The 14,037-nt window shown below is 67.9% G+C and carries 10 protein-coding genes; 4 read left to right on the plus strand and 6 right to left on the minus strand.

What is annotated here, in order from left to right:
* Positions 1-58: 58 nt before the first annotated feature.
* Positions 59-994, minus strand: coding sequence for a LysR family transcriptional regulator (locus H0X95_RS22395; RefSeq protein WP_006498685.1), 936 nt, complete (start codon positions 992-994; stop codon positions 59-61).
* A 229-nt stretch (positions 995-1,223) separates the two neighbouring features.
* Here H0X95_RS22395 and H0X95_RS22400 point away from each other — a divergent pair, with 229 nt between their 5' ends.
* Both H0X95_RS22400 and H0X95_RS22405 read left to right on the plus strand, forming a co-directional pair.
* Positions 1,224-3,395, plus strand: a complete 2,172-nt coding sequence (locus tag H0X95_RS22400) for a phosphocholine-specific phospholipase C (RefSeq protein WP_012492328.1) — start codon at positions 1,224-1,226, stop codon at positions 3,393-3,395.
* Positions 3,396-3,590: 195 nt separating this feature from the next.
* On the plus strand, positions 3,591-4,316 hold the full coding sequence (locus tag H0X95_RS22405) for a phosphonate utilization associated transcriptional regulator (protein ID WP_006485791.1): 726 nt from the start codon (positions 3,591-3,593) through the stop codon (positions 4,314-4,316).
* Between the two features lie 99 nt (positions 4,317-4,415).
* On the opposite strand, the gene H0X95_RS22410 is transcribed toward H0X95_RS22405, so the two are convergent.
* The 5 genes from H0X95_RS22410 to H0X95_RS22430 all read right to left on the minus strand — a co-directional run bounded on the left by H0X95_RS22410 (position 4,416) and on the right by H0X95_RS22430 (position 11,037).
* Positions 4,416-5,804: an FAD-dependent oxidoreductase gene (locus H0X95_RS22410; protein WP_059721161.1), complete on the minus strand. Its 1,389-nt coding sequence runs from the start codon at positions 5,802-5,804 to the stop codon at positions 4,416-4,418.
* Between the two features lie 95 nt (positions 5,805-5,899).
* Positions 5,900-7,030: a 2-aminoethylphosphonate--pyruvate transaminase gene (locus H0X95_RS22415; RefSeq protein ID WP_006485770.1), complete on the minus strand. Its 1,131-nt coding sequence runs from the start codon at positions 7,028-7,030 to the stop codon at positions 5,900-5,902.
* 47 nt (positions 7,031-7,077) lie between these two features.
* Positions 7,078-8,805 carry a putative 2-aminoethylphosphonate ABC transporter permease subunit gene (locus H0X95_RS22420; RefSeq protein ID WP_006498682.1) on the minus strand — a complete coding sequence of 576 codons (1,728 nt, stop codon included), beginning with the start codon at positions 8,803-8,805 and terminating at the stop codon, positions 7,078-7,080.
* Positions 8,802-9,884 (minus strand): putative 2-aminoethylphosphonate ABC transporter ATP-binding protein, encoded by a 1,083-nt coding sequence (locus H0X95_RS22425; protein ID WP_006485771.1) that lies wholly within the window; start codon positions 9,882-9,884, stop codon positions 8,802-8,804. The genes H0X95_RS22420 and H0X95_RS22425 overlap by 4 nt, the downstream gene beginning before the upstream one ends.
* 97 nt (positions 9,885-9,981) lie before the next feature.
* Complete coding sequence (locus tag H0X95_RS22430; RefSeq protein ID WP_006485797.1) at positions 9,982-11,037, minus strand: putative 2-aminoethylphosphonate ABC transporter substrate-binding protein; 1,056 nt, start codon at positions 11,035-11,037, stop codon at positions 9,982-9,984.
* Positions 11,038-11,246: 209 nt separating this feature from the next.
* Here H0X95_RS22430 and phnA point away from each other — a divergent pair, with 209 nt between their 5' ends.
* Together phnA and phnY are read left to right on the plus strand one after the other, a co-directional pair.
* Positions 11,247-12,485, plus strand: a complete 1,239-nt coding sequence (phnA, locus tag H0X95_RS22435) for a phosphonoacetate hydrolase (RefSeq protein ID WP_006485766.1) — start codon at positions 11,247-11,249, stop codon at positions 12,483-12,485.
* A gap of 28 nt (positions 12,486-12,513) precedes the next feature.
* Complete coding sequence (phnY, locus tag H0X95_RS22440) at positions 12,514-13,968, plus strand: phosphonoacetaldehyde dehydrogenase (RefSeq protein WP_196446223.1); 1,455 nt, start codon at positions 12,514-12,516, stop codon at positions 13,966-13,968.
* Positions 13,969-14,037 lie beyond the last annotated feature (69 nt).

The raw sequence follows: 14,037 nt of genomic DNA on the forward strand, positions 1-14,037 counted from the left end.
GAGGGAAGGCGCGGGAAAAGCGCCACGTAGTGTGCGGAAGCGGTGAACGCGCGGCGGCTCAGCGCGCGTTCACCCGCCGCATCGTGCGTCCGGTCTCAACCGTGTCGGCCGCATCGGTCGCATCGGCCGCTTCGCCGTCGCCCGGCAGGATGCACGCGAGGAACGCGTCGATCGCGGGGCTCTGGCGGCGCGCCTTCAGGTAGTACACGTATTCGTCGATCGTCGTGTCGACGCCGCGCAGCGCGATCACGCGCAGGTCCGGATGGCGCTCGGCCTCGCCGAGCGGAAACAGGCTGCCGCCTACGCCATGCAGGATCGCCTCGCGAATCGCTTCGCGGCTGCCGATCTCGGCGACCGATGGGGCCGCGACGCCGGCCGCGGCGAGGATCGTCTCCGTGCAGCGGCGCGTGACCGACCCTTCCTCGCGGATCAGCAGCCGCACGTCGGCGAGCTGCGCCGGGTCGATCGAATCGAACCGCGCGAGCGGATGATGGCGATGCACGACGAGCACCAGCGGATCGGTCGAGATCACCTTGCGTTCGAGGCCGTCGGCGTCGTTGCGCTGCGACGAGACCGCGAGATCGATGCGGAATTCCTGCAGCGCCTGCAGGATTTCCTCGGAGTTGCCGATCCGGCACGTGAGCGCGATCGACGGGTGCGCGCTCGAGAAGCGGCCGACCGCGTCCATGATGTAGTACGGGCCCGTCGCGCCGATCCGCAGGTGGCCTTCGAACAGGCCGCCGACGTTGCGCAGCATGATGTCGGCCTGCGCCTCGAGCGCGATCATCTGCTCGACGAGCGGCAGCAGCTCGATGCCCGTGTCGGTCACCTCGAGCTTGCGGCCGCTGCGGTAGAACAGCTCGACGCCGTACACCTGCTCGACCTGCCGGATCTGCGCGGCAATCGTCGGCTGGCTCACGCCGAGGTGGCGCGCGGCGCGCGTGATGCTGCCCTGCCGGACGGTCGCGTGGAACGCCTTCAGCTGATCGAACACGACTCGGCTTCTCCCCCCTCTTCATCGCGCGTCAGCGTAGCGCACGCATATGTCGGCCGCATGAAAGGCGCGCCGTGCGCCGCTTCCAAAAAAATCCTGTGGGTCACCCAAAGAAACCTGCGGGAACCGGTCACGGCCGGGACATGCCGGTGCGGGGTAATAACGGCGACGCAGATCGCCGGCCCGCTCGTCCGGCGACCCCACTCCCACCGACCACAGGGTGCTTTTCATGTCCTCGAACAATCGACGCGATTTCCTGCGCCTCGCCGCGCAGTCGGCCGGCGCGATGGCCGCCTACGCGGGCTTTCCGCCCGCGATCCGCAATGCGCTGGCGATGCCGGCCGCCTATCGCACCGGCACGATCCGCGACGTCGAGCACGTCGTGATCTTCATGCAGGAAAACCGTTCGTTCGACCATTACTTCGGCGGGCTGCGCGGCGTGCGCGGCTTCGACGACCCGCGTCCGCACCTGCTGCCGAACGGCGCACCGGTGTGGCAGCAGCCGCCGGCATCGGTGTTCACGAAGAACTACCACTCGCGCGGGCTCGATCCGTCCGCGCCGTACGTGCTGCCGTTCTACCTCGATCCGAAGCAGACGACCGAATTCCAGCCGGGCACCAACCACGGCTGGAGCAGCGGCCACCTGTCCTGGAACAACGGCCAGTGGGATCAGTGGGTGAACCAGAAGCAGGACGTGCTGACGATGGGCTACCTGAAGCGCCAGGATCTCACGTACCACTACGCGCTGGCCGACGCGTTCACGATCTGCGATTCGTACTTCTGCTCCGCGCACGCCGACACGGCGCCGAACCGCATCTACCTGTGGACCGGCACGATCGATTCGCGCAACGTCTACGGCAGCGCGCCGAACGGCCCGGGCATCGGCGAGCGCAACGACGTGAACGGCTACACGTGGACGACCTACGCCGAACGCCTCGAGAACGCGAAGATCAGCTGGAAGGTGTACCAGGGCGGCACCGGCATCCCGGGCGACCCGACCGACAACTACACCGACAACTCGCTGATGTTCTTCAAGCGCTTCCAGGTGAAGGAAGGCGCGAGCGGCCCGCTGGTCGACAAGGGCGCATCGAACCACACGCTCGCGGAGCTGAAGGCCGACGTGCAGGCGAACCGGTTGCCGCAGGTGTCGTGGATCGTGTCGCCGTACAAGTACAGCGAGCACCCGCAGGCGTCGCCGACCGACGGCGCGTTCTACATCAACATGGTGCTCGAGGCGCTGACGTCGAACCCGGAAGTGTGGGCGAAGACGGTGTTCATCCTGAACTACGACGAGAACGACGGACTGTTCGATCACGTCGTGCCGCCGGTGCCGCCGGTCACGAGCGGCGTGGGCGGGCAGGGGATCGTGTCGTCGAACCTGCTGTCGACCCTCGGCGACGAGCTGCTCGACCTGAACAAGTATCCGGGCGAAATGAGCCCGCTCGTGCCGGGCGCCGACCCGGGCGGCATCCAGCCGATCGGCCTCGGGCCGCGCGTGCCGCTGATCATCATCTCGCCGTGGACGAAGGGCGGCTGGGTCTGCTCGGAGACGTTCGACCATACGTCGGTGCTGCGTTTCCTCGAAGCGCGTTTCGGCGTGAAGGAACCGAACATCAGCGCGTGGCGCCGGTCGATCTGCGGCGACCTCACGTCGGCGTTCGACTTCTCTGCGCGCCCCGACACGCGCACGGTGAGCTTCACGGTGCCGCAGCACCTCGCGACGGCCGGCCAGGCGTACCAGGTGCCCGCGCAACAGTCGATGCCGGCGCAGGAGCCGGGTACGCGGCCGGCGCGTGCGCTGCCGTACGAGCTGTTCGTGCACAGCCGCGTGGGCGCGCATGACGACACCGTGTCGCTCGACTTCGCGAACACCGGCGACGCGGGCGCCGCGTTCTACGTGTACGACCGCCGCAACCCGGCGACGCCGCCGCGCCGCTACGCGGTGTCCGCGCGCGACCGCTTCGTCGACACGTGGAGCACGTCGGCCGCGCGCGGCGACTACCATCTCGCGGCCTACGGCCCGAACGGCTATCTGTGCGAGTTCCAGGGCAACACGCGGCTCGCCGCGGACGGCCGCCACGCGAACCCCGAAGCGAAGATCGGCTACGACGTGCGCAATCGCCACGTGTACCTGCAACTGCGCAACAGCGGGCGCGCGAGCTGCCGCGTGACGGTCGACAACGCGTACAGCCATGCGCATGCACGCACCTACACGCTGGCGCCGGGCGAGCGCATCGAGGCGCACTTCGAGCTGTCGTCGAGCCACGGCTGGTACGATCTGACGATCACCGCGACCACGCTGCGCGGCGGCGACGACAAGGTCGTGCGCCGCTTCGCGGGCCACGTCGAGACGGGCCGGCCGAGCCACAGCGATCCGGGGCCGGTGAAGCACACGGCCTGACGGTTGCGCAGGGTCGCGCGAAGCGGGGCGGTTCGCCCGCCGCGCGCGCCCCTCGCGTGCCGGCCGCATTCCGGCACGCCGGATTGGATTTTGGAAACTGAAAACTGTTGACAATATGCCGGGCCGAGGGTATACAAGGATCATTCGCCGATATGGCGCCCTCGTTTTCATCCATAGCCCGCTGCCTGCCCGACCATGACTGCCCCGAACGCGCTCAGCGCCATCGAACTCCTGCAAAGCCAGTCGCTCGCGATGATCGTCCAGGACATGCTCGAGCGCGCGATCGTCTCCGGCGAATACGCGCCGGGCGAAAAGCTCAACGAAGTCGAGATCGCGACCCGGCTGAACGTGTCGCGCGGCCCAGTGCGCGAAGCGTTCCGCGCGCTCGAACAGGCCGGCCTGCTGCGCAACGAGAAGAACCGCGGCGTGACCGTGCGCGTCGTGCCGCTGCGCGAGGCCGAGGAAATCTACGAAGTGCGCGCGATGCTCGACGAGTCGGTCGCGCGCGCGCTCGCGAAGCGTATCTCGCCCGAGACGCTGAAGGTGCTGAAGGGCATCATCCAGTCGATGAAGGACGCCGCGAAGACGCATGACGTCACGCGCTATACCGAGCTGAACGTGCAGTTCCACGACGCGATGGTCGTCGGCGTCGGCAATACCCATCTCACCGATACCTACCGGCGGCTCGTGCGCCAGCTCGGCCTGCTGCGCCAGGCGGCGATCGAGGCCGAGGAGGATGCGATCGCGGTGTCGGCGGCCGAGCACGACAAGATCGTGCAGGCGCTCGCGGCCGGCGACGAGGACAAGGCCGTCGCGCTCGTGCGCGAGCATGTCGCGCACGGCCTCGCGCGGATGCGCCGTACGCACGAGCAGGGGCTGCCTGCGACGGGCAAGGCGGCGCGGGAGAAGGCCGGCGCATAAAAGCCCGGCAACGCCCGCGGGAGCTGTCGCGCACAGGTAAAGGGACGCGTCGCCGCGTCCCTTTTTCGTTGCGCTTCGGTTCAGCGGATCAATCCGTCGTCATGCCTTGTCGGCCTTCCCCGCCGCGCTCGCAAACTTCGCGAGCCACGTATCGACCACCGACGGCCGCCGGCTCTCGTCCTCCGCGCGCTCCTTGCGGCGGATCGCGTTGCGCACGACGTGCGCGCCGACATAGCGGATCGGCTCCGGCGGGAAATGGCCGAGCGGGCCGCGCACGATCGGGCTGCGCGTCCACGCGTTGTCGAGGCCGAGCACCAGCGACGACAGGATCTGTCCGCCCATGTAGGTCGGCCCGACGCCGTTGCCCGAATAGCCGAAGCCGTAGAACACGTTCGGCGCGTCGTCGAGGCGGCCGAAGAACGGGAAGCCCGTCACCGAACGATCGGACGGCCCGTTCCAGCTCGCGGTGACCGGCACGCCCGCGAGCGACGGGAAGAACTCGCGCAGGCTGTGCGTGAGCTGCGCCTCGTACGGCGAGCGGCGGTCGAACACCGGCGCGATGCGGCTGCGCCACGAGAACGTGTTGCCGCCCTTGCCGAGCATCAGCCGCCCGTCGGCGGTCGTGCGGTAGTAGTAGACGAAGATCCGCGAATCGAGCACCGACACGCCATCCACGAGCCCGGTCCGCGCGAGCAGCTCCGGGCATTTCTCGGTGATCACCATGTCGCTCGACACGACCGCGATCGTCCGCTCGAACTGCGGGAAGCGGCTCGCCATCCACGCATTGATCGCGAATACGAGCTTGCCCGCCGTGACGCTGCCGGACGGCGTGCGCACGACGGCCGGCTGGCCGGGCGTGAAGTCGAGCATCGGCGTGCGCTCGTAGATCCGGACGCCCATCGCGCGCGCGACGCGGCGCAGCCCGCGCACGAGCTTGCCCGGATGCACGGTCGCGGCGATCGGCGAGTAGACGCCGTCGAGATTGCGCGCGGAGCCCGAGCGGCGCGCGACTTCGGCGGGCGGCAGCGGCTCGTAGCTGTGGATGCCGCACGCGGCAAGCGCATCGAGCACCGGCGCGAGCGTGCCGACCTGCGCGCGCGACGTCGCGGTGTACAGCGTGCCGTCGAGCCGCAGTTCCGCATCGATGTCGTGCGCGCGGCAGAAATCGGCGATGTGCTGCACGGCCGCTTCCGACGCCTTCACGAGCCGGATTGCCTCGGCTTCGCCGAACAGGCGCCGCAGCGTCAGGAACTTCGCGGACCACGTGAGCAGGCAGCCGCCGTTGCGGCCGCTCGCGCCGGCGCCGCACAGGTCGGCTTCGAGGATCGCGATGTCGAGCGCGGGATGCTGCTGCTTGGCCTGGATCGCGGTCCAGAGGCCCGTGAAGCCGCCGCCGACGATGCACACGTCGGCCTGCGTCGCGCCTTGCAGCGCGGGGGCGAGATCGCCGTCGTTGAACAGCGCTTGTTCGATCCAGAAGGGTCGCATCGGAGAGTCGTCGATAAGGGGCCGTGCGGCGCACGGCCGGGAAAACGGGCGGCCGCCTGCGCCTGCGCACGCGGCCGGGGCATCGCGTCACATCGTCATGCCGCCGCTTCGGCCGACACGCGGCGTACGCCCATCGCGCGCAGCGTGTCGGCGATCGCGGCGACGGCGCCCGGAATCCCGGCCTCGCCGAAATGGCCGATGCAGCCGACGCGGAACGTCTCCACTTCGGTCAGCTTGCCCGGATACAGAATGTAGCCGCGCTTTTTGACCTCCTGATAAAACCGTTTGAAGTCGTAGTTCGGATCATCCGGCGCATGGAACGTGACGATGATCGGCGCCTGGATCGCCGGATCGAGGAACGGCCGGAAGCCGAGCGCGCGCATCCCGTCGAGCAGCGCGCGGGTGTTGCGTTGGTAGCGGCCGCCGCGCGCGGCGAGCCCGCCTTCGTCGATGTATTGCGCGACGGCCGCGTCGAGCGCGGCGACCACGTGCGTCGGCGGCGTGAAGCGCCACTGCGTCGTGCGCTGCATGTAGACCCACTGGTCGTACAGGTCCATCGCGAGCGAGTGGCTGTTGCCTTCGCAGCGTTCGAGCGCGCTGCGCTTGGCGATCACGAAGCCGAGCCCCGGCACGCCCTCGAGGCATTTGCCGGACGCGGCGATCACCGCGTCGAACGGTGTCGTGCGCGCGTCGATGTCGATCGCGCCGAACGAGCTCATCGCGTCGACGATCAGCGCGCGCCCGTGCTTCGCGACGGCCTGTGCGACGTCGTGCAGCGGGTTCAGCACGCCGGCGCCGGTTTCGCAGTGCACGAGCGCGACGTGCGTGATCGACGGATCGGCGGCGAGCGCGCGCTCGACGTCGGCCGGATCGACGCGGCGATCCTCGCGGTAGTCGATCGTCGTGAGCCGGCGGCCGAGCACGCGGCAGATCTTCGCGAGGCGCTGGCAATACGCGCCGTTGTTCGGCACCAGCACGTGGCCGTCGCGCGGCACCAGCGTGCCGATCGCCGCTTCGACCGAGAACGTGCCGCTGCCTTGCAGCGGTACGCATTCGTGCGTGCCTTCGCCGTGCACGATCTGCAGCAGGCGTTCGCGCAGCCGCGCGGTGATCGCGTTGAAATCGCCGTCCCACGAGCCCCAGTCGCGCAGCATCGCGTCGCGCGTGCGCTCGGAGGTCGTCAGGGGGCCGGGGGTCAGCAGGATGGGCTGGGCAGCGAGCGTCATGGTGTCTCCTCGATGAAGTCGGGACGTCACGTGAATGCGGCAGGGAATCAACGGCGATGCGGGTTGCGCCATGCCTGCGTACGGCGCAGCAGGCGGTGCGAGATGCAGGCGAACAGTACGCACGCGAACGACGAGGTCGCGAGCACGAGCGTGGCCATCGCGGCGGCCGGGCCCATCTGGCCCGCGTCGTCGAGGTTCAGGATCGCGACCGACGCGGGCTGCGTGTCCGGCGAGTACAGGAACGCGACGGCCGACACCGTCGTCATCCCGTTGACGAACAGGTAGCGCGCGATCAGCAGGATCGCGGGCAGGCACACGGGCACCGTCACGCGCAGGAAGGTCTTGTAGAACGGCACCTTCAGCGACGCGGATACCGCCTCGAACTCGCTGTCGATCTGCCGGAGCGCGGTGACGGCGGTGAGGTGGCTCGACGCGTAGTAGTGGACGACCGTGACGATCGCGAGCAGCCACAGCGATCCGTACAGCCCGTTCAGCGGATTGCCGGGCGCGTTGAACAGGAAGATGTAGCTGATGCCGAGCACGAGCCCCGGCACGCCCATCGGCAGGATCGCGCACAGGCTGATGAAGCCGCGCAGCCAGCGTGCGCCGCGGGTCTTCTCGATCAGGTAGGCGCCGCCGAACACGACGATCGTGCCGCCGAGCGCCACCGTCGCGGCCATCCGCAAGCTGTTCTTGTACGCGTCGAAGATGCCGGCCGCGATCAACCCCATCTCGTAATGCTGCAGCCCGAGCGTCATCTGGTACGGCCAGAACTTGACGAACGACGCGAACACCGAGATGCCGACCACCGCGATGAAGAACGCGCACACGAGCGCGCAGTACGCGAGCATCGCGGCGTCGAAGCCGCGCGACGGCTTCGGCTGGTACGGCGTCGAGCGCGCGCCGAGCTGCGACTGCTGGCGGCGGCGGATGAAGTAGTCGACGCCGAACGCGACGAGCGCCGGGCACAGCAGCATCAGGCTCACGACCGCGCTGCGGTTGAAATCCTGCAGCCCGATGATCAGCTTGTAGATGTCGGTCGACAGCACGTTGTACGCGCCGCCGATCACGACCGGCACGCCGAAGTCGTTGATGCACATCGTGAACGCGACCATCGTCGCGCTGATCAGCCCGTACTTCGCGCCGGGCAGCGTGATCGTGAAGAACTTGCGCAGGCGGCCCGTGCCCATCGCGTCGGCGGCTTCGTAGAGCCGGCCGTCCGCGAGCGACAGCGCGGTGACGAGGATCATCAGCACGTGCGGGAACGACGCGTACACCATGCTCAGCACGATGCCCGGCAGCCCGTAGATCGAATGGCCGTGCAGCAGCGGCTTCAGCAGCCCCGCATTGCCGAACCAGTAGATGAACGACACGGCCGACAGCAGCGTCGGCGCGAGCAGCGGCAGCAGCGCGATCGTGCGTGCCGCGTTCTTCAGCGGCATGCACGAGCGTGTCAGCGCATACGCGAACGTGAACGCCATCGGCACGACGATCGTCGTGACGAGCGCGCCGACCGTCAGCGAATGCAGCATCGAGCGCAGCACGCCGCTGTCCTCCAGATACTCGACGAAGTTGTGCGCGCCGACGAAGCGCCCGTCCGCGTCGACGAAGCATTTCTGCACGACGAGCGCGAGCGGCAGCAGCAGGAACAGCGACATCAGCGCGGCCATCGCGACCAGCGCGAGCTGCGCGAGGCGATCGTGCCAGTGCGTGAGCTGCCGGACGTCGGCGGGGGCGGACGCGCCGCGGCGGCGCTCGGTCAGGACGGTGCTCATTGGAGTCGCTCCTTCGCGCACGGGAACACGCGGACATGCTCGCGATCGAGCGCGAGGTCGATGCGCGCGCCGGCCTGCACGCCGGTGCGGTCGACGTCGTGATACGACAGGTCGGCGACGATCTCCTGGCCGTCGAGCCCGTCGATCCGGAAGCTCACGCGGCAGAACGCGCCGAGGAATTCGAGCTTCTCGACGCGGCCGGCCAGCACGTTGTCGGCCGTCTCGCCCGGCACGCGGATGCGCAGGTCCTCGGGCCGCACGTAGACCGACACCGCCGCGCCTTGCGCGGTGCCGTGGCGGCAGTCGAAGCCGATGCCGCCCGCGCGCAGCGTGCCGTCCTGCGCGACCTCGGCGGGAATCGTGTTGACGCGGCCGATGAAGTCCGCGACGAACGGCGATGCCGGTTGCCGGTAGATTTCGAGCGGCGTGCCGATCTGCTCGATCACGCCGTGGTTCATCACGACGATGCGATCGGCCATCGACAGCGCTTCTTCCTGATCGTGCGTGACCATGATCGTCGTCACGCCGAGCCGCTGCTGCAGCGCGCGGATCTCCTGGCGCAGCCGCACGCGCACGCGCGCGTCGAGCGCCGACAGCGGCTCGTCGAGCAGCAGCAGGCCGGGCGAGGTGGCGAGCGCGCGCGCCAGCGCGATGCGTTGCTGCTGGCCGCCGGACAACTGGCCCGGATGCTTGCGATGGCTGTCGGGCAAACCGACCAGCGCCAGCAGCGTATGCACGCGCTCGTGGATCGCGTCGCGCTTCATCTTGCGGTTCACGAGCCCGTACGCGACGTTGTCGTACACGGTGAGGTTCGGGAACAGCGCATACGACTGGAACACGATTCCGTAGTCGCGCAGTTGCGGCGGCAGCCGCGAGATGTCGCGGCCGTCCTGCATGATGTGGCCGGCGTTCTGCGTCTCGAGCCCCGCGATGATCCGTAGCAGCGTGGTCTTCCCGCAGCCGGACGGCCCGAGGAAACAGATCATCTCGCCCTTCATCACGCTCAGGTTGATGTCGGTGAGGACCTGCGTGTCGTTGTACCGCTTCTCGATGCGTTCTACGCTCAGATAAGGTGCCATGCGCGCCTCCATGGAGGGGCGGCCCGGGGGCCGGATTCGACGACGGAAAGGGTGACGCGGGGCGGCGCGCGGCGCGGCCCCGCAGCCGGTCGCGGCGTTACTGCTGCGCTTTCGCGCCGTAGCGCTTCTGCCACGTATCGAGGATCGACTGGCGGTTCTTCGCGGACCACACGAAGTCGTTCTTCACGAGCAGGTCCGAGTAGTTGTCGGGGATGCCGGCCAGCTTCCGCGCGACGCCCGGATACGCGACGATCGCCCACCAGCGCGCGGTGATCTGGTTCGCTTCCTTGCTCGCCATGAAGTCGGCGAGCTTCTTCGCGGCGTCGGGCTGTTTCGTCGTCTTCATGATCGCCGTGCCTTCCATGTCCCAGCCGAGCCCTTCCTTCGGGAACACGAGATCGATCGGCGCGCCCTGCGCCTGCAGTTCGTGGCCGCGGAACTCGAACGAGATGCCGATCGGGAATTCGCCGGTGCCGGCGAGCGTGCACGGCTTCGAGCCCGAGTGCACGTACTGCGCGACGTTCTTGTCGAGCGCGTCCATGAATTTCCAGCCGCGATCGTCGCCGAAGGTCTGCAGCCAAGCGGTCACGTCGAGATAGCCGGTGCCCGACGAAACGGGGCTCGGCATCACGATCGCGCCCTTGTAGACGGGCTTCGTCAGGTCTTCCCACGACGTCGGCTTCGGGATGTTCTTCGCCTGCGCGGCGACGCGGTTGTAGCAGATCGTCGCGCCCCACACGTCCATGCCGACCCAGTGCGGCGGCGTGTTCGCGTCGCTGTATTTGCGCGTGAGCTGGTCGAAGCCCTTCGGCGTGTACGGCATCAGCATGCCCTGCAGGTCGAGCAGCGTGAGGCTCGACGCGGCGAGGCCGAGCACGACGTCCGCGCGCGGATTGTTCTTCTCCGCGAGCAGCTTCGCGGTGACCGAGCCGGTCGAGTCGCGCACCCAGCGGATCTCGATATCGGGGTTCGCCTTCTCGAACGCGTCCTTGTAGGGCTTCATCGCCTCGTCTTCCAGCGCGGTGTAGACCAGCAGCGACGTCTTCGCGTACGCCGCGTGCGCGGCGCCGAGCGCCACCGCGGCAGCCAGCGCGACGCGGGCCGCGCCCGCCGCCCATGCGTTCAAACGCTTGTTTACCGGCACTTCGTTCATCTTCAGACCCCTTGACTGTGGCGCCGCGGCACACGGCGGATGAGTGGAGACCAGCCCTCTTGCTGCTTCGTTGTTTTGCTTTCTGTTCTCTGCATGTTGTTGACAATCTACAAATCATCAATTTTAATGTCAAGCATGGAAAACACCTCCCTTCGGCGCGGCGCGGGCGCCGACGGCTCACACCCTTCGACCTGAAAGGAATGAACGTCATGACTGAAACGCCTGTATCCGTGGAAGTGAACGGCCGCCGCTACAACTGGATGAGCCGGCCCGTGGTGGTCGTGTGCGTCGATGGCTGCGCATACGAATATCTGGAGGAAGCCGCCGAGGCCGGCGTCGCGCCGTTCCTGCGCACGCTGCTGAAGCCGGGCACCGCGCTCAAGGGCGAGTGCGTGGTGCCGAGCTTCACGAACCCGAACAACCTGTCGATCGTCACCGGCGTGCCGCCGGCGATCCACGGGATAAGCGGCAACTACTTCTACGATCGCGACACCGGCGCCGAAGTGCTGATGAACGATCCGAAGTACCTGGTCGCGCCCACCGTGCTCGCGACCTTCGCCGAACGAGGGGCGCGCGTCGCGGTCGTCACCGCGAAGGACAAGCTGCGCCGTCTGCTCGGCAAGGGGCTGAAGGGCATCTGCTTCTCGTCGGAAAAGGCCGACGAGGCGAGCGTCGAGGAAAATGGCATCGACAACGTGCTCGAGCTGGTCGGCAAGCCGGTGCCGAGCGTGTACAGCGCGGACCTGTCGGAATTCGTGTTCGCGGCCGGCGTGCGCCTGCTCGAGACGCGCCCGATCGACCTGATGTACCTGTCGACCACCGATTACGTGCAGCACAAGTGCGCGCCCGGCACCGAAGGCGCGAACGCGTTCTACGCGATGATGGACACGTACCTGCAGCGTCTCGACGCACTCGGCGCGATCGTCGCGATCACGGCCGATCACGGGATGAACGCGAAGCACGACGACGCGACCGGCGAGCCGAACGTGATCTACCTGCAGGAGCTGTTCGACGAATGGCTCGGCCACGATGCGGCGCGCGTGATCCTGCCGATCACCGATCCGTACGTCGTGCACCACGGTGCGCTCGGCTCGTTCGCGACCGTCTACGTGCCGGCCACCGCCGATGCCGACGCGCTGCGCGCGCGGCTCGCGGCGGTCGACGGCATCGAGGTCGTGCTGACGGGCGCCGAAGGCTGCGCGCGCTTCGAGTTGCCGCCCGCGCGGATGGGCGACCTGATCGTGATCTCGAAGCAGGACGTCGTGCTCGGCACGCGCCGCATCAAGCACGACCTGTCGGGCCTCGACGTGCCGCTGCGTTCGCACGGCGGGATCTCCGAGCAGATCGTGCCGCTGATCTTCAGCAAGCCGGTCGCGACCGACGTCACCGGTCGCGCGCGGCTGCGCAACTTCGACATCATCGACATCGCGCTCAACCATCTGCAGTGATGCACGCGCATCCTTGGAGGATACAGTCATGAACGCCATTGCAGCATCGACGGCCGTCCGCGAGATTCGTCGCGAAGCACTGCGAATCGACGGCGAACGGATTCACCGCGACGCGGTGATCGACGTGCGCAACCCGTACGACGGCGCGCTGGTCGGCACCGTGCCGAAGGCGACGCTCGACGACGTGCGCCGTGCATTCGCGGTCGCGCGTGCGTACCGGCCGACGCTCACGCGCCACGATCGCGCGGCGATCCTGCGCCGCGCGGCCGACATCGTGCGCTCGCGCACCGCGGAGATCGCGGCGCTGATCACGGCCGAGGCCGGCTTGTGCATCAAGGATTCGACTTACGAGGCCGGCCGCGTGGCCGACGTGCTCACGTTCGGCGCCGGCGAAGTGCTGAAGGACGACGGGCAGATCTTCTCGTGCGATCTGACGCCGCACGGCAAGAAGCGCCGCGTGTACACGCAGCGCGATCCGCTGCTCGGCGTGATTTCGGCGATCACGCCGTTCAACCACCCGATGAACCAGGTCGCGCACAAGATCGTGCCGTCGGTCGCGACCAACAACCGGATCGTCGTGAAGCCGTCGGAGAAGGTGCCGCTGTCGTGTTATCTGTTCGCGGACATCCTGTACGAAGCCGGCCTGCCGCCGCAGATGCTGCAGGTGATCACCGGCGACCCGAAGGAAATCGCCGACGAGCTGATCACGAACCCGGCGATCGACCTGATCACGTTCACCGGCGGCGTGTCGATCGGCAAGTCGATCGCCGCGCGGATGGGCTACCGGCGCGCGGTGCTCGAACTCGGCGGCAACGATCCGATCATCGTGATGGAAGATGCCGATCTCGACGAAGCGAGCACGCTCGCGGTGTCGGGCTCGTACAAGAATTCGGGGCAGCGCTGCACGGCGATCAAGCGGATGCTCGTGCACGAGGCGGTGGCCGATCGCTTCACGGCGCTCGTCGTCGAGAAGACGCGCGCCTGGTCGTACGGCAACCCGTCCGATCCGTCGGTCGACATGGGCACGGTGATCGACGAAGCGGCGGCGAAGTTCTGCGAGCAGCAAGTCAACGACGCGATCGCGCGCGGCGCGCGGCTGCTGGTCGGCAACGTGCGCGACGGCGCGTTGTATTCGCCGACCGTCGTCGATCGCGTGACGCCCGACACGCCGCTGGTCAAGCACGAAACCTTCGGGCCGGTGTCGCCGATCATGCGCTTTCGCGACATCGACGAGGCGATCCGGATGTCGAACAGCACCGACTACGCGCTGTCGTCGTCGGTGTGCACGAACCGCTTCGACCACATCACGCGCTTCATCACCGAACTGGAAGTCGGCAGCGTGAACGTGCGCGAGGTGCCCGGCTATCGGCTCGAACTGACGCCGTTCGGCGGCGTGAAGGATTCGGGGCTCGGCTACAAGGAGGGCGTGCAGGAAGCGATGAAGAGCTTCACGAATACGAAGACGTATTCGCTGCCCTGGTAAGCGGTGTGTAAGATCCCGCGCTGGCCTGGCGGCCGGTGCGGGCGTTATTCGATCGGCTCATATCGTTAG

The sequence above is a fragment of the Burkholderia sp. 9779_493 genome (genome assembly GCF_015712215.1).
GTDB lineage: Bacteria > Pseudomonadota > Gammaproteobacteria > Burkholderiales > Burkholderiaceae > Burkholderia > Burkholderia cenocepacia.